This window comes from Actinomyces sp. zg328 (assembly GCF_009829635.1).
In the GTDB taxonomy this organism is placed as follows: Bacteria; Actinomycetota; Actinomycetes; order Actinomycetales; family Actinomycetaceae; genus Actinomyces; species Actinomyces marmotae.
This window is the reverse complement of record NZ_VWPE01000007.1, coordinates 82,188-99,106: the sequence shown is the minus strand read 5'-3', so window position 1 is coordinate 99,106 and position 16,919 is coordinate 82,188. Positions and strand designations below refer to the sequence as shown.

At 71.5% G+C, this 16,919-nt stretch carries 7 protein-coding genes and 3 tRNA genes; 2 read left to right on the top strand and 8 right to left on the bottom strand.

The genetic code is table 11. The annotated features are described in order from the left end of the window. Positions 1-281: 281 nt before the first annotated feature. Positions 282-455: a hypothetical protein gene (locus GVV75_RS05300; protein ID WP_159624406.1), complete on the top strand. Its 174-nt coding sequence runs from the start codon at positions 282-284 to the stop codon at positions 453-455. Between the two features lie 195 nt (positions 456-650). Here GVV75_RS05300 and pulA read toward each other — a convergent pair whose 3' ends face one another. From pulA to GVV75_RS05285, 3 genes are all read right to left on the bottom strand, one after another. After that, positions 651-3,500 carry a pullulanase-type alpha-1,6-glucosidase gene (gene pulA / locus GVV75_RS05295; RefSeq protein ID WP_159813809.1) on the bottom strand — a complete coding sequence of 950 codons (2,850 nt, stop codon included), beginning with the start codon at positions 3,498-3,500 and terminating at the stop codon, positions 651-653. A gap of 126 nt (positions 3,501-3,626) precedes the next feature. Next, on the bottom strand, positions 3,627-4,334 hold the full coding sequence (locus GVV75_RS05290; RefSeq protein ID WP_201288716.1) for an AAA family ATPase: 708 nt from the start codon (positions 4,332-4,334) through the stop codon (positions 3,627-3,629). Between the two features lie 100 nt (positions 4,335-4,434). Next, positions 4,435-9,726: a S8 family serine peptidase gene (locus tag GVV75_RS05285; RefSeq protein WP_159813807.1), complete on the bottom strand. Its 5,292-nt coding sequence runs from the start codon at positions 9,724-9,726 to the stop codon at positions 4,435-4,437. 439 nt (positions 9,727-10,165) lie between these two features. Here GVV75_RS05285 and GVV75_RS05280 point away from each other — a divergent pair, with 439 nt between their 5' ends. After that, the gene (locus GVV75_RS05280) at positions 10,166-11,416 is read left to right on the top strand and encodes a PLP-dependent transferase (RefSeq protein ID WP_159813805.1); all 1,251 of its coding nucleotides are present in this window, start codon (positions 10,166-10,168) and stop codon (positions 11,414-11,416) included. A gap of 76 nt (positions 11,417-11,492) precedes the next feature. Here the strand turns inward: GVV75_RS05280 and GVV75_RS05275 are convergent, their stop codons facing one another. The 5 genes from GVV75_RS05275 to GVV75_RS05255 form a co-directional block, all read right to left on the bottom strand. Next, the gene (locus GVV75_RS05275; RefSeq protein WP_159624397.1) at positions 11,493-12,938 is read right to left on the bottom strand and encodes a GuaB1 family IMP dehydrogenase-related protein; all 1,446 of its coding nucleotides are present in this window, start codon (positions 12,936-12,938) and stop codon (positions 11,493-11,495) included. 519 nt (positions 12,939-13,457) lie between these two features. Beyond that, positions 13,458-13,533 (bottom strand) — tRNA-Arg (locus GVV75_RS05270). A 1,569-nt stretch (positions 13,534-15,102) separates the two neighbouring features. Then, a tRNA-Ser gene (locus GVV75_RS05265) sits at positions 15,103-15,189 on the bottom strand. Between the two features lie 84 nt (positions 15,190-15,273). Next, positions 15,274-15,359, bottom strand: a tRNA-Ser gene (locus tag GVV75_RS05260). Between the two features lie 180 nt (positions 15,360-15,539). Next, entirely contained in the window at positions 15,540-16,895 is a 1,356-nt protein-coding gene (locus GVV75_RS05255; RefSeq protein WP_159813803.1) for an AGE family epimerase/isomerase, read from the bottom strand. Positions 16,896-16,919: the final 24 nt, after the last annotated feature.

The following is a 16,919-nucleotide window of genomic DNA, read 5'->3' as shown; positions in this document are numbered from 1 at the left end:
ACCCACCCCGCCCTAACCTCAGGACTCGGACTCATCGGACTACACGAACGCGCCCAAGCCCTCGACGGAACCCTCACCCACACCACCACCGACCACCACTGGACCCTCACACTCACCCTGCCCTTAGGTCCTGCCTCGGATCCTCCTGAGACCTTCCCGAGACAAATCAGTCCTACAAAAGAATGAGAACCCTTGACCCTAGGGGCGATGGCGGTGTCCCATGAACCCGTAAGACTGGAGTCAATACAGAGGCTCCCTGACCCCAACCTAGGAGATCAATCGTGACTCGTCGTCGCACCCTGGCAGGCGCACTCCTCGCTGCTTCTCTTCTGACCGCGGTCGCCCCGGCCGCCTCGGCCGCTGAGGCGAACTCCCAGTTCGACCAGGCCAAGACCGAAGCAGTCCCGTACTACTGGCACATCCGTTGCGCTCACTTCTGGGGCTGGCTCTGCTGAGTTAACGCTCCCCATATTCGTTCACCTTCCTGTGCGGAGCCCGGGCCCGTCTCTTCGAGACGGGCCCGGGCTGTTTCTCGGCATTCCTTCGTTCTCATCCCCCACGTCATCCCCGCGCGAGACTCGCCCGCGCCCCCTGGTAACGCGGTGACGCCGCGGATAAGCGGGTGCGCACAGGAAGTCCCACCGACTCGCTCAGGGCTCGATGAGCACCGCCACCGTGCGCGCTGGGACGCGCAGCTCGCCCGTGGTCGGATTGAAGGCGGTGCCCTTGACGACGCCGTCCGCGCCCCCGGCCTGAATCGGGCTGAGGAGGAATCTGCGCCCCATCATGGAGCCCGGGCGCACCACTGATTCCTGGGCTCGCGCGTTGATGACCACGGCGACGCCGTCGAGGGTCGGGTCGAGATCAGCGGGCCCGGCGCCGTCGTCGATCACCATGACGATGACGCCAGGATCGCCTGTGACCGGGAAGGAGACCCGCTCCCGGATGAGCTCGGCGCTGCCCAGCGCCAGCAACGGGGTGGATCGCCGCAGGCGCAGGAAGTCGAGGCACTGGGCGCGGGTCGCAGCGATGCGCTCGGCGGTGGGCCGCAGCCCGGGGCGGGTGAGGAGCACGGATTGCATGAGCCACCGGTCGAAGTTGCGCTCGGCGGGGGGCAGGCCCCGTCCCCAACCGTTGTCCGCGCATGACCAGTCGAGGGCGTTGAAGTGGTCCCCGGAGTTGTAGGAATCGCGGTCCAGGGACTTCGAGCGCAGCATCTCCGCGCCGGCCGCCCAGAACGCCGGCGACTGCCCGAGCGCGACCACGCCCAGGCACAGCGCCGCCATGCGCGCGCGGGCCTCCATCGGCTCGTCCGGGTCGAGCTTGTAGGCGAGGATGTCGAAGAGAGTCTCGTCATCATGGGCGTCCACATAGTTGATGGACTCCACGGGCTCGGAGGCGAATGCGGCCGGATCCGCGCCGTAGCGCAACTCGTCGCCCCGCACCCAGCGGCCATGGCCGGAGTGCAGCGCCACGTCGCGCAGGTTGCCCGCCAGAGCGATACGAATGAGATCGCCGCGCCAGACGAGATCCGCCCGCCGGACATCCGCACCACGAGTGTCGAAGGGCGAGGGCGCCTGCGCCAAGCCCGTCCCAAGCCCCTGGATCTCCCTCGGCTCCGGATCGGCGACGCTCCCGCCGCGCAGGGCATCGCGCAGGCGGTCGTTGAAGCAGCCGATCCCGGTCCCCGTCAAGCGGCCCTGCACGGCCTGGACGAAGAGCCTGTTGTCCCGCACCTCCCCGAAGTTCCATCCCTCCCCGTAGAGGAAGGGGTCGTGGCCGATCACCTCGGACGCCTCCGCGCGCAGGGCCTCGCGCACGCCGCGCATCGTGGCCGCGGAGTGGTGCCCCATGAGGTCGAATCGGAAGCCGTCCGCCTGGTAGTCGCGCGCCCAGCGCACGCACATGTCGATCATGAGGCGCTCCGCCATGGACCGCTCGGTGGCGATGTTGTTCGCGCACGTGGAGTCCTCGATGGCTCCGGTGGCGTCGAGGCGGTGGTAGTAGCCGGGCACGATCCGGTCCAGCACGGAGCGCGAGTCCTGCCCGCTGGCCGCGGTGTGGTTGTAGACCTGGTCGAGCACCACCTGGAGGCCCATGGCGTGCAGGGCGCCGATCATCTCCCGCATCTCGATGATCCGGGCCCCGCCATCCTGGTGCCCGGCGCGCGCGTAGGAGCCCTCGGGGACGCCCCAGTGGTAGGGGTCGTAGCCCCAGTTGTAGGCGTCGTCGTCGGCGACGGCGGCGATCGCCGCCTGGGCGCGGCGCGAGGCCGGGTGGGCGCCGTCGGGGATGTCGGGAACGGCCTGGGCGGCCCGGTCCTCCGGGATGGAGGCGATATCGAAGGTCGGCATGAGGTGGAGCGTGTCGATGCCGGCCTCGGAGAGCTCGCGCAGGCTGCGGGTTCCCGCGCTGTCAACGGTGAAGGCGGCGTAGGTCCCGCGCGACTCGGCCGGGCAGGTCGGGTCCGCGGCGGAGAAGTCACGCACGTGGAGCTCGTAGATGGCCCGGGCGGCATCTCCCCCGAGCTCGCTTCCCGCGGCGGGGGCGGCCTGGCTCGCCCAGGCGGCGGGGGCGAGCGCGGGATCGGCGAGGTCGACGGCGACACTGCGGCGCGAGTCCATCGTCAGAGCGGTGGAGTACGGGTCGGTGACGAGGTTCGTCTCGATGCGCCCGGTGGCGGGGACGTAGACCCGGACCTCCCACAGGTACTGATCCCCAGTGCTGATGCGGGGGCTCGCGGGCACCTCCCAGCGCCCGTCCGACAGGCGCCGGGCAGGGGAGCGCAGGGGCTCGCCGTCGACGAGGGGGACCGAGCCGGTGGGGTCACCGGTGGCCCAGCTCAGCAGGGCGACCTCGACGGCGGTGGGCGCCCAGAGGGCGAAGGCGGGGCCCTCCCCTTCCTGGCGAGGGCCGTCGCCACCCCACGTCGGGCCGAGGGGAGCGGAGCCGTCGCGGTTGGCGGCGCCGCCGTGGAGGAGGTCGAGGATCGGCCAGATCTGAACGCCGGTGCAAGCGGTGATCCAGTGGCCGACGGCGTCGGAGTCCACTGTGCGCTGCACGATCGTCAGTTGACCGGTAAGCGCCGCCTCCACGGCGTCGACGGGCAATCGGGGCCCGGCGATGGCATCCTGCGTGCTCAGAGCCAGATATCCGGCGAGTGGCGGGTGCGTGGCGAGCGCCCCGGGAAGGACCTCGTCGATGATCCCGGCGACGACGAGTGGAACGACGAGGGCGCCGTCGCCGAGGGTGAGCAGGCCCTCCACGACCGCGGTGCCACCGCGCGGGCTGGCGATGAGGTCGAATGAGACCGGCGGGCGGGCGCTCGACCCCAACTCGGATGGGAGCACGCCGGCGGGCAGGAGGCTCGTGGGCCAGGCGAGGGTGGTGGCGTCGAGCCAGTAGGCGCGGGACTCGCCCGCCCCGGGGACCTCGTGCTTGACCGGTGCCTCGTGGTGGGCACTGGGCGCGGTGCGCCGACGCCCCTTCGCGTCCTTCATGGGCTCACCCTCCCATGCCCCGCCCCTGTGATCCACCCCACCCGCCGAGACCGGTCGAAAATACGAGCGAGACCGGTCGAAATCAAGAGCGAGACCGGTCGAAAATAGGAGCGAAACCGGTTCCCCTCAGAGGAGGCCGAGGGCGCGCATGAGGTGAGGCATGGTCGTTGAAGGACAGGGACCCTGCGTGTCCAGCCCCGGCTCAAGGGCGCCCGCGAGCCGGCATCGTTGGGCCGCGTCCGCCACGGCATCCCACGGGAAGTCCTTGGGAAGGGACTTCTCCTCACCCCCGCGCACCGGAGCGATCTGCGCGTAGTGGTCCTGAGCGTCATGCTGGTCCTCGTAGTTGTGGACCTGACAGTAGTGCGCGGTGAGCCACACCTCGAAGCAGGGGACTGAGACGACGCCGTGGACCGGGCGATTCTTCTTGTTGCTGGCCCGGCGAAGATCCGTGAAATCAGCAAGCGAGTAGATGCTTGAGGAGCTGTCATCATCCTTCTCGCAGAACCACGCCTCAGCGGCCTCGAGCCTGGGAGTCGGCGTGTTGCCCAGCAGCGATGCGTCATGCGTGGTGGCGATGATCTGGGCGCCGGCCGTATTGAGATCCGGGTCCTGGAACATCTCAATGAGCGCGGCGGCGAGATGGGGGTGGAGGCTCGCATCGAGCTCATCGACGACGAGCACACCGCCCCGACGCAAGGCCTGGATGGCCGGACCGGCGGTGGCGAGCCAGGTGAGAGTGCCCTCACTCTGAGCGCCGAGTCCTAGGCGACACTCGGCGCCGTCGGGTCCGCGATGGATGAAGACCAGGGAATGACCGAGCTGGGGGAGCAACTGATCAGGGAGCTCGACGTCCTCACCCTGAAGGCGCTCAACGCGGGAGCGGATCTCCGCTCACGACACCCGCTCCGTGAGCGCTCAGCGCTCCTGAGGCTCAGTCAGCGGCAGCGCTCGACGGCTCCGCGCTCCGACGGCGGCGCCAGATAACCGCGCCCCCGGTGAGGATTGCCACGGCCGCCAAGCCCAGCGCGGCCGTCGCGTTGGCGCCGGTGCTGGCCATGGCCCCCGCGTTCATCGGGGGGCGCCCGGAGGGCTGGCCCCCGGCATCGACCTCCTGACCCGGCCGGGGAGGCGCGGCGGGCAGCTCACCGGGCTGGCTGGGCCGGGTCGGCCGCGTGGCCTGGCCAGCCTGGCTGGCCTGGCTGGGCCGGTTGGCCTGGCTGGGCCGGTTGGCCTGGGTGCGCGGAGCCTCCGCGGCCCCTTGCGCTCCAGTGCTCCCGGAGCCGCCAGCCGCACCATCAGTCCCAACGGAGCCGCCGCCCGCACCGCCGCCCCCGGGCGAGGGCCGCTCCGGGGAGCAGATCGTGATAGCGACCTGGCGGGTCACGATCCGGCCGGCGGCGTCCGTGGCCACGAGGGTCACGGTGTTGCCCCCCGGCGCGAGCACGGTGCTCGGCGCCAGCGACAGCGCGGTGTCACCGGCGGCCGTGGCCGAGCCGTCGTCGGTCACGGAGTAGAGCGCGAGGACCTTCGCGGCCACGGCGGGCTGATCGGCGAGGCCCCCGGGCTCGACGGTCACCGTGGCCGAGTCCGGCCCGTTGATGACGGCGTCGGCATCCACGACCACGGCCCTGGACAGCGTGGTCGTATTGCCGGCGAGATCCGTGGCGATCATAGTGATGACATGAGTCCCGGCCGCCATGTCGGCCGTGGGCACGGCGATGCTGAGGGCACCCGCGTCTACCGAGCCGGTCCGCTCGGCAACGAGCCCACCCGGTCCCCCAGGGACCGCGCCGTCGCCACCAGCGCCGCCGGCCGCGCCGTCGCCGGCCGCCGCGCGGCCCACTGGTGCGAGGACACCCTCGACGTCGGTGCGCCGCTTGGCGCGGGAGGTGGACACCGAGTCCACCGCCTTGCCGTCCACGCTCACCGACAGGCCAGCCATATGGGGGTCGGTGGCGGTGGCCGTCAGCTCGCGCTTGTCGCGGATGACCTCGCCATCCTTGGCGTCGAGGGCAGCGCCGGGGGCCTCCTTGTCCACATGAACGGGGATGCGGGCCTCAAGCGAGTTGCCCAGCCTGTCCACCGCCCCGACGTACAGCGTGTCACCGTCCTTGACGGCGAGGGACTCGGAGAAGTCCCGCTTATTCACGTTCGCGCCGGGGTTGTCTCTGCGGAAGAAGCCCGCCGCGATCTCATTGTTGAGGCGCAGGCTGTAGCCCCACTGGTCATCGGAAACTGTGCCCTTGAAGGCCACCGAGTCCTGGTTGGTGTAGAGCTCACCGCCATGGAGGGGCGGCTCGGTGAAGTCGGCTGAAGGAGGCGTGACATCCACGTACAGGCTGACGACGCCCTCGGTGAGGATCGTTCCCGCCGCATCGCGGCCCACCACCCGGTACTGGGTGAGGCCCGACGGCGCGGGCACGGGCGCGCTGAAGGAGCCGTCCGCCGCCACGGTCACCGCGATGGGCGCGTTCTCACCGATCCCGCCGTCATCCCCCGCGCGCGAGCCGCGTGTGAACTGGAGACTCGCCACGCCCCCGCTGGTCGTGCCGCGCAGGGTGAAGGCGCCGTCGGCTCCGCGATCGGGCGAACTGGAGGAGGCCTCGCAGATCATGCTCCGGTAGCACTCGCCGTTGGTCAGTGTGATGGCGGCGGCCTCGGGCGCCCGAGCCCGGCCGGCGATCGGGACGGTGAGCGCGGAGGTGTTGGCACCATCGTTGAGCGCTATGCCGAGGGAGGTCGTGGAGGGGTCGAGGGTCGTGGCGAGCCTGAAGGTGCCGTCCTCTTTGATCGTCACGCCCCGGCCGTTGATGGTCAGGGTCATATCCGCCGGCTCGGCGCGGTCGTCCGAGACGGTGCCGGTCAGGCTGATCGCGCCGTCGGCGCCGGCGATCACCTGCCCGGTCTCGTCGACGCCCCCGGTGAGGGTGACGGTGGGCGGGATCGTGTCGCGGATGACGACGACGGCGAACTCGTCGATGAGGGCCCCGTCAGCGCCGTGGCCGCGCACCATGACCGTGCCGGCAGGGTGGTCGCCGGTCAGGGTGGCGGCGAACTCGCTGCCCGCGAGGGGGGCGTCGGCGCCGTCGACGGTCACCCGCGTGATGTCAGGGGTGACGAAGCCGGTGATGGGGATGTCGCGGGTCTCGTCGGCGCCGAGGATGACGCTGGCGACGCCCAGATGGCCATCGACGGCGACGAACATCCCCGAGGAGGCGTAGATCGCGTGCTTCTCGGTGACGTTGAAGCCGGCGTCGATCGCGCTGATCGTCACGTACGGCGTGGTGCCGGCGAGTGTGGCCGTCCAGGAGCCGTCCGCCTGCTCGGCCACGGGCGCGGTCGTGCCGTCGGCGAGGACCACCATGGGCTCGCCCATGATCCCGGAGCCGGAGTCCTCCACGGTGAAGCGCACCGAGGACTCGCTCTTCCCCAGGATCGTGACGGTGGGCGCGGTAGTGTCGATCGTCAGGGGGAGGTCGAGGCTCTGCCAGCCGTAGTCCTCGCTGAGGCGCGCGGAGACCCGGTAGGTGTACTGGCCGTCGGGCAGCGCCTGGAAGGCGCCCGCCTGGGCGTTCCAGGCGGTGCCGTCAAAGGCCGCTCCCGCGTGGCCGAGGCTGCCGCTGTAGGCGGGGTCGGCGAAGTACCGGCCCGTCAAGCGCTGGACGTTCTGCTCATCTCCCAGATCAACGACCCGGTTGCCCACCGAGTCGAGGACCTCATAGTGGATGTCCCGCGCGTTGCGCATCATGACGAGCGAGGGCAGGGCGGCGTCCATCTTGCCATCGCCATTGGGCGACAGTGCGCGGCGCTGGCCGTCGGCCCCCGCGACGGGCACCGTGTAGGCGCCAACCCTGCTGATGAGCCCGGTGGTATCCGTGGCGCCACCGGCGATGCCCCAGGCCTGGCCCTCGGGCTGGATGATGGGCTCGGCGTTCCAGTCGCCCACGAATCCCATGTAGGGGACGACGAGGTCGGGCGCGCCGGTGGTGGAGGTGAGGCGGACCCAGCCCTCGATGAAGTGGGAGGAGACGGTGTCCGGGACGAGGGTGAGGTCCACGGTGGCCGTGCCGCCCGCGGGCACGGTCACCTCGGTGCTCGACGGCGTCAGGCTCTCAGTGGCGGACACGGACACCGTGGTCTGCGCGCCGGCGACGTTGCCTTCCGTGAGCACCTCCTGGGCGGGCAGCGCGTAGGAGGCGTCGGCACCGGAATGATTCGTCAGGGTGACGGTGAAGGCCCTGGGCGCGCTCACCTCGCGCAGCGCCACCGACGGGGCGCCGTCGACGGTGGCGCTGACGGGCGAGGCCAGGGCCTTGTCGATCCGCGCCAGCCCGGCGCCCACCTGGCGCGGAGCGGCCGGCGAGCCGTCGGCCGCCGAGGGGACCCGGGCCGTGTTCATCAGCAGGGTCCTGGCCAGGTCGATCCTCTCGGCGCCCTGGGTCTGCGGGAAGCGCGCGGCCAGGTCGTGGAGCAGGAGCGCCCCCATGGCCGCGACATTCGGCGCCGCCATCGAGGTGCCCTCCATGGTGGCGTAGCCGGCGGAGCCGACCGTGGAGTAGACGCCGCCGCCGATGCCGGCGATATCCGGCTCGAAATCGAGGTTCTGGGTGGCGCCCCAGGAGGAGAAAGGCGAGGGGGCCGTGCCTCCCGGGTAGGGGGCCGACGTCGGCGGCCCGTCGAAGCGGATCCTCTGGCCCGGGTCCTCGGCGAGGGCCTGGCGGATCGCCTGCGCCCGGCCGGGTGGGATGATCGCGGAGAACAGGGGGTAGGCCTCGGCGCCGGCCGGGTTGATGGGCTGCCCCTGGCCCGCCCGGGGGTTGAAGAGGAGCACGCCCGCGGCCCCGTGGGCCTGCGCGTTGGCGAGCTTGTCCGTGAAGGGGTTCTCCCCGTGCTCGACCAGCACGATGGCGCCGGAGAGGTCGGCCCCTGCCGCGTAGTCCTGGGCTCGCCCGAGCCCCGCGTCGACCACCCGCGACGCCGTGCTCGGCGCGGCGCCGCCGAGCCGAGCGTAGCCGAAGGGGATGGCGGAGTCGCCCTCGCCGAGGGACCCGCTGGGGATCGTGAACTGGGAGTTGTTCAGGGAGGCGACGGTAAGAGCCGATCCCTGGACGCCGGGACTGGCCACGGTCCCGTCGTCGAAGCGGCCCAGCGCGTCATCCGGCCCCTGCGCGGTGGAGAAGTTGAGGCCGTCGTTGCCAGCGGCGGCGACGGTGAGGACCCCCGCCTGGCGGGCCTGTTCGATGGCCGCCCTGGCGCCGTCGGAGGAGTCCGGCACGCCATTGGGGCCTCCCAGGGAGATATTGATGACGTCGGCGCCCATCTTCACCGAGTCCTCGATCGCGGCGATGATGTCCCCGTCAAGGGCCTTTCCCGCCTTGGCGGGATCATTGGAGACGACCTTCATGGCCAGCAGCTGGGCGTTGGGGGCGACGCCGTCGATGCGCCCCGAGGTGGCGAAGTCCGGCTCACTTCCCTGCGAGCCATTGGCGGCGGCGATGCCGGCCACGTGCTGGCCGTGCTGGGAGCCGGTGAGGTCGCGGATCTCGAAGGACTCGTCGGCGTAGTTGTACCCGTTGGGGACCTTGCAGGTGAACCGCCCCCCGGAGGGGTTGGCCTCCTTGATCTTGGCGGCACCGCAGTCATCGAGGCGCAGGTCGGGGTGGGAGGGGTCCACACCGGTGTCGACGATGGAAATGACCGTGCCGGTGCCGTCCGCGCCGTGGCTGGCCAGGGCCGCGGGCACGCCCTCCTCATCGCGCGCCGAGTACTCGCTCGGGTAGTAGACGCGCTCCTTGCGCACCGAGGCCACGGCGGGCTCAAGGGCGAGCGCGGCGATCCTGTCCGCGGGCATGGTGGCGGTCATGCCGTTGATGAGGTAGCCGAATCGGTCATCGACCTGCAGGTCGTAGGCACCGCTCCAGGCGGCGATGAGGGGGTCCTGCGCGGCGAGGTTGGCCGACTCCGCCGCCGAGGACGGCGAGGAGGGCTGGTCCTTGAGCATGACGACAACCCGGACCCGCTCGGCGGTGCCGGCCTGCGCCTGGCCCGCCGCCTCATCGACGGCCCGCTGGAGGATCGGGGGCGCGGCGGGGGCTGCGGGCGCTGGAGGCGCTGCGGGCGCCCCAGAGGCCTGGCCCAGGAGCGCCTGGGGGATGATGAACAGCAGCGAGAGCGTGGCGGCTCCCATGGCGGTGCGCAGGCGCGCGGAGAGCGGGAATCGCACAAGCTTCTCCTTTGCGGAGCGAGAGGACTCAACGATGGAACGGGGCGGGGAGCCGGCCCAAGACCCCCCTGAATGCCCCTGACCAGGGCGAGAGTACCGCGCTGTGTGAACACTGTGTGATGGAATGCGGCGGATAGCGCGGTGTCGCCGCGGATCAAGCCCGGCCCAGATACCGGGCGGTGCTTGACCGGCCGGCCGGTGATAGCGCTACCGTCCCTCCCATGACCACCTCGATGATCATGCCCCGCGCCCAGCGTCTGCACGCTCACGGCATGCGTCGAATGCTGATGCGCTGACAGCGCCAGCCGTCGCTGTACCCCAATCACGGTCAGAGTCCGAGGTCGTCTCTGCTCGCGGCGCTCGTCGACTCCGCTCCTGCCCGCCGGGGCCGGACGCGTTCACCCCCGCCCCCCGCACCAGCGCCCCCCCAGGACCCACCATGACCAGCACCCCCAGCACCAACCGCACCGACCGCACCAGAATCCCCGACACGCCCCGCTCCCCCGTCCGCGCCTCGCCGGTGCACCGCCACCCCACATGGGACGCCACCACCGCCTGTCCCCGCGGGACCGGCCCCTCCCTGCGGATCGGCACGCTGCTCGCGCAGGCGGGCACCCGCACTGACCCTCTCACCGGCGCGATCACGACGCCGATCCACCTGTCCACGGCCTTCGGGCACCCCGGCCTGGGCGAGTCCACCGGCTACGACTACACGCGCACCGCCTCTCCCACCCGCGACGTCGTCCAGGACGCCCTGGCCCGGCTCGACGGCGGCGCGGCCGGCTTCGCACTGTCCTCGGGGATGGCCGCGATCGAGCTGGCGATCCGATCCCTGGTGCCGGCGGGATCGAGGATCGTGGCCCTGGAGGACCTCTACGGCGGCAGCTACCGGCTCCTGGAGGTACTCGCCTCCGAGGGCGCCTACGAGGTCGACTTCGTCCTGGGGGACGAGGGCCTGCGCGAGGCCCTGGGGCCGGACCGGCCCGCCTCGCTCGTCCTGGTGGAATCACCGACCAATCCGATGATGGCGCTCATCGACCTGGCCGCTGCGGCCCGGCTGGCCCACAGCGCGGGGGCGCTGCTCGCCGTCGACAACACCTTCCTCACCCCGTACCTGTGCCGACCGCTGGAACTGGGCGCCGACATCGTCCTGTACTCGGCGACGAAGTACTTGAGCGGGCACAACGACGTCATGGCCGGGGCGATCGTCGTCGCCGATGAGGCGGCGGGCGAGCGCGTCCAGTACCGGCTCAACACGACCGGCGCGACGCTGTCCCCCTTCGACTGCTTCCTGCTGCTGCGGGGCCTGAAGACGCTGGGGGTGCGCATGGACCGCCATGAGGCCAACGCGCGGGCCGTTGTCGCGGCCCTTGAGCCGAGCCCCCTGGTGGATCGGGTGCTCTACCCGGGACGCAGCGGGATGGTGTCCTTCGAGGTGGCCGAGGGCGTGGACATCGCGGCGATGCTCGCCGCGCTGAGGGTCTTCACCTTCGCCGAGTCCCTCGGCGGCGTGGAGTCCCTTGTGACCAACCCGAGCGCGCAGACCCACGCCGATGTCCCGCCGGAGCGGCGGGCCGCCTACGGGCTGTCCGACCGCCTCCTGCGCCTGAGCGTGGGCATCGAGGACGCCGCGGATCTCACCTGGGACCTCCTCCAGGCCCTGGAGGCCGGGGCCGGGCGAGCGCTCTGAGCATTCACGGCGTTCTCAATCCACTGCGCTTCGCGCCGGTCGGCGGGCGGTTCCACTGTGAGAACCGCCCGCGCGCTCACCAGGAGACGGGGACGGGGGCGCCCTCACGGTAGCCGGAGGCGGACTGAAGGCCAACGATCGCCCGCTCGCGGAACTCGGCGATAGAGGCGGCGCCCGCGTAGGTGAAGGAGGAGCGCACGCCGGAGATGATCTGGTCGATGAGGTCCTCGACGCCGGGGCGGGCCGGGTCAATGTACATGCGCCCGCCGCTGATGCCCTCCTCGAACAGGGCCTTGCGGGCCCGGTCGAAGGCGTTCTCCCCCTCGGTGCGCCCGAGGACCGCGCGCATGGAGGCCATGCCGAAGGACTCCTTGTAGGCGCGCCCATCGGCGTCGATCTGGGCGTCGCCCGGGGACTCGTGGGTTCCAGCGAACCAGGAGCCGATCATGACGTTGGAGGCCCCGGCCGCGAGCGCGAGGGCGACGTCGCGGGGGTGGCGCACGCCGCCGTCGGCCCAGACGGAGGCGCCGAGGTCGTGGGCGGCCTGCGAGCATTCCAGGACGGCGGAGAACTGGGGCCGGCCCACACCGGTCTGCATGCGGGTGGTGCACATGGCGCCCGGGCCGACCCCGACCTTGATGATGGAGGCGCCGGCCTCGGCGAGATCGCGCACGCCGGCGGCGGTCACGACGTTCCCGGCGGCGATCGGCGCCCCTGCGGGCAGGGCGGATCGCACGGAGGCGACGGCGTCGAGCATCCGGTCCTGGTGGCCGTGGGCGGTGTCGACGACGATGACGTCCACCCCGGCCTCGACGAGCTCGACGGCGCGCCCGGCGGGGTCCCCGTTCATGCCGATGGCGGCGCCGATGCGCAGGCGGCCCTCGGCGTCGACGGCGGGGCGGTAGATCGTCGAGCGCACGGCGCCGGCGCGGGTGAGGACGCCGACGAGGCGGCCCTCGGCGTCAACCACGGGCGCCATGCGGCGGCGGGCGGCCTTGAGGCGGTCGAAGGCCTCTCGGGCGTCGATGCCCTCGGGCAGGGTGACGAGCTCGGTGGACATGACGGCGCGCACCTGGGTGAAGCGATCCACGCCCGAGGCGTCGGAGAGGTCCACGATGCCCACGGGCCGGTCGGTCCCCGGGTCGACGACGATGGCGGCGCCGTGGGAGCGCTTGGGGATCAGGCCCATGACGTAGCCGCAGGTGTGGTGGGGCTTGACGGTGACGGGGGTGTCGTAGACGAGGTGGGAGGCTTTGACCTGAGCGACCGTGTCCATGACGACGTCGACGGGGATGTCCTGCGGGATGATCGTCAGCCCGCCGCGACGGGCCACGGTCTCAGCCATGCGCTTGCCGGCGACGGCCGTCATATTGGCCACGACGAGCGGGATCGTCGTGCCGGTTCCGTCGTCGGTGGCGAGGTCCACGCCCATGCGCGAGCCCACGGAGGAGCGCGAGGGCGCCATGAAGACGTCGTCGTAGGTCAGGTCGAAGGACGGGGCCAGCCCGTTGAGAAACTTCACCCCCAGAGCCTAGCCGAGTCGCGCGGCCGCCCCCGACTCGATCCTCCGGTCGCGCTCTCAGCTCAAAGCGCGCCCCACCTGGTGGTCGGATGATGGCCGCCGGACCACTCGCGCCGTTCCGCCCTCACCCGCATGGCGCGTGCGTGTCGCGCGCTTCCGACGTCGACCATGATCGCGGCGTCGCTCGCCTTCATCGAGGGCATTTAGCGTCTCGCCCACGCGCCACCCACCGGCGCCCTCCGCGTCGAGAAGCGCGTCCGCGCCGACCGGTGCTCTCCGCACCGACCGGTGCTCTCCGCACCGACGGGTGCCGTCCACACTGACCGGTGCCGTCCGCACCGAGAAGTGCGTCCTGCCCGCACCTCTGGGCGCGGATAGCACCTCCGGGTGCGGATGGCACCTCCGGGTGCGGATGGCGCCTCTGGGTGCGGATGGCGCCCGTCGGTGAAGCAACTCCCGGCTTCCCGGTAATGGAAAACACCCCGGCTCCGACTGTCGATCCAGCCGATGACGGGGTGTTGGTGCGCCAGAAGGGATTCGAACCCCCAACCTGCTGATCCGTAGTCAGCTGCTCTATCCGTTGAGCTACTGGCGCATGTCGTTTCCGACAGGCAGGACTCTACGCTGCGCCCCTGGGCTCGCCAAATCGCCAGACCGTGAAGCGCGGCACAGGGCCAGGTGGGCCGAGGAGCCCCCACGAGGCGAGGACGGCGCCCCGACGAGCAGCCCCCTGGCCGAGCGGGTGGCGGCCGTACCCGGGGTCATTGACCTGGTCATGCTGATCATCGGCGGCAACGACGTCGGCTTCACCACGATCGTTGAGAAGCGCTTCATCCTCGGACCGCGCAGGGCAAGGACGCCGCCTGCCCATGCCGGCCGAGAAGGGCGAGGCTCTTCGCGGGGCCGCCACGCGGTTCCCGGCCGAGCGGGAGTGATCGCTCTCAGGGCGGGGCCCGGCGATGAGCCCGGCGCAGGAGGAGCGCCCGGGCCCCTGAAGCGCATCCGGGACACGCGCTCTCGCAGTGTTCTCCGTGACTCTCAGTGACCGCGCGATCCGGCGATCAGATCACCCACCGAGGAGAAGGAACTCCTCGGTTCCCCATCCTTGGTGAGAACACCCGAGACCCGGCCCTCCACCTCCGTCAGCAGCGCCTCACGACCATCGTTGCTGGTCAGTCATGATTTCTAGAACGATCAGGGCCCGTGGACCCGGGTGATACCCGGGTCCACGGGCCCTTCGTTCGTGAGGCCGCTCAACTCCCCCGGTTCCCATGACGAGGAAGGAGCTGACCTCCTTCGCCGGATCGCCTGGAGCAGGCTCCCTAAAACCTGCGCCAGCCTCGGCCCGAACCGATCAGCGGGTTCCCCAACCCTCCCGATCCGTTCCGCCCGGCGGTGACATCCATATAACCCCGCGGACCTGGGAGCACACCCTTGACTTCACTGTGAAGCGCCTGGGAAATCCTGCGGGGAGTTCGTGATCCGACGCCGGGGCGCTCGTGGCCCGACGCCGGGGCGCTCGTGGCCCGACGCCGGGGCACTCGCGGCCCGACGCCGGGGCACTCGCGGCCCGACGCCGGGGCACTCGCGGCCCGACGCCGGGGCACTCAAGGCAGTCATCCAGGATGACGCTAGGCCATCCGAAGCGGCGCCGGGCCATCCAGGGCAGCGCCGGGCCGCCCAAAGCAGCACTGGACCATCCAGGGCGACGCTCCCCGCGGTGCTCCCAACGGCCCACCGGTGCTCCCAACGGCCCACCGGTGCTCCCGACGGCACAGAGGACGCCTTCTGCTGGTTGCGGCTTCTCTTGACCGGGCCTGTCCTCACCCGATTCCCACCGTGCCCGGGGCGCACCCACGAGAACCCCAATCCCGCGCCACAGCGGGCCTGACGACTAGCGTCCCAAGGCCGAACGTGCGGAACCGCCCGACCCCGCGCCGCAGCGGGCCTGACACTGCTCGCGTCGTTTCTGCCCTGTTCTGGTGGCCCGACCCGGCGCCGCAGAGGGCCTGACGTGCGCCGGTGATCTTGGCGGGAGCGTCAGGGGCCCGACCCCGCGCGGCAGCGGGCCCGACGCTCCATCCCTGTCACTCCATCGAGACGAAAGCCCTCCCCTCCACCAAGCACAGAGAAGCCCCGGGAGAGCGATCCCGGGGCTGTCCGGCGGAGACGGGGGGATTCGAACCCCCGAGGGGCTTCCACCCCAACCTCCTTAGCAGGGAGGCGCACTAGGCCACTATGCGACGTCTCCAGACGCGAAGCGCGCTGCGAGACTACCCCAGGGCGCCCCGACCCCGCAAAGCGAGGCGCGAGCACCGGGCAGCCGCAGCCGCCGCGGAGGAAGAGGGATTCGAACCCCCGGTGCGCGAGGCGCACAGCGGTTTTCAAGACCGCCACATTCGGCCACTCTGTCATTCCTCCATGGCCCGGCGCCACCGCCAGGCAGGACCGACCCTACAGCATCGTGCCCGCCCGGATGCCAGTCGAGCGCCGGGCACCCCGGGCAGGCACCGGGCACCCCGAGCGGACGCCGCGCTCCCGCCGTGTTCCCAACGGCCCACCGGCGCTCCCACCGGCGCTCACGGCGCCGGCCGGCTCGCCTCATCCGCGGCCGAAGAGCCCCCGACGGCGCGAGCCCCTCCCCAACTCCTCGGCGGGCGGCGCCGAGGAGGGCCGGTCGAGGCGGCCCTCGGCGATGGCCTGCGCCATCGAGGGCCACACCGGCAGCCGGGGCATGAGCGTGGCCTGGAGGGCGTGGTAGATGTCCGGGTGCCCTTCCCAGATCCGCGCGGAGGGCGCGTTGGAGGTGTCGAGCTCGTGCCACCACACGCCGGGCGAGACGATGAGGAACTCCTCGGCGTAGTCGAGCCACGTGCGGTAGCAGTGCTCGTAGAGCTCGACCTCGATCTCGCCGCGGCCGTCGTCGAGCAGGGCTTGGCGGATCGCGGCGGCGGCGGAGATGCCCTCGCATACCACCCAGTGCATGCGCTCACGGACGATGAGCCGGCCCTCGAAGTCCGTGGTATAGACGAAACCCGGCCGGCCGTCGCTCCTCCAGGCGTCCGTGCGGGCGCGGTCGAAGAGTGACTCCGCGGCATCGAGCATCCAGTCGGGCATGGGCAGGCGGCGGCCCACGAGCGCGGCACGGGCCTGGACCGTCAGGCGGGCCCACTCAAGGCCGTGCCCGGGCGTGGCCCCGTAGGGGCGGAAGGGGTGGGCGGGGGCGTCCTCGTTGTAGTCCAGGCGCGGGCGCCAGGCGGTGTCGTAGTGCTCGGGGAGGCGCCAGTCATGGTCGCGGGCGTGGACGTTGACGGCGAAGTCGATGATCTGGACGGCGCGCTCCAGCCATGCCGAGTCCCCGGTGACATCGGCGGTGGCCAGGAAGGCCTCGACCGTGTGCATCGCCGCGTTGAGGCCCCGGTAGTCCTCCGGGTCGCTCCAATCGACGGCGTAGGACTCGATCGGCATCCCGTAGGAGGCGTCCCACCAGCGCGCCTCGACGACGCGGCAGGCCTCGGCGAGCAGCTCATGGGCGCCGGGGCGGTTCGCGGCCGTCGCCGCAGCGGCGGCGAGCATGACGAAGGCGTGCTGGTAGCACTCCTTTCGAGCCGCCTCCCGAGTGGGGACGCCGTGCCCCTCGGCGTCCAGCTCATGGCCGACGGCGGAGTACCAGCCCCCGTGGGCGTGGTCGCGCAGCACGCGGTTCAGGGCCCGCACGCCGTGATCGGCGTAGCGGCGGCAGCCGGGGATCCCCAGGAGCGTTCCCAGGGAGAAGGCGAAGGTCATGCGGCCGGTGATCCACAGTTCGACGGGGCGCGAGGTGTCCACGGCGCCGTCGGGCCCGATCCAACCGAAGCCCGCGGGCACCCGCGCGGCCCGCCCGAGACGAAGGAGCGCGTGCATCTCCTCGGCGAGCCAACGGTTGTGCTCCGGCGCGCTGAACCATCCCAGTCCCATGAGTCCTCCTCGACCCGGTGCGCA

Bases quoted from the DNA above. Each gene is read 5' to 3' on its own strand.
- pulA (WP_159813809.1), bottom strand. From the start codon at position 3,500: ATGAAGGACGCGAAGGGGCGTCGGCGCACCGCGCCCAGTGCCCACCAC.
- GVV75_RS05280 (WP_159813805.1), top strand. From the start codon at position 10,166: ATGACCAGCACCCCCAGCACCAACCGCACCGACCGCACCAGAATCCCC.
- GVV75_RS05255 (WP_159813803.1), bottom strand. From the start codon at position 16,895: ATGGGACTGGGATGGTTCAGCGCGCCGGAGCACAACCGTTGGCTCGCC.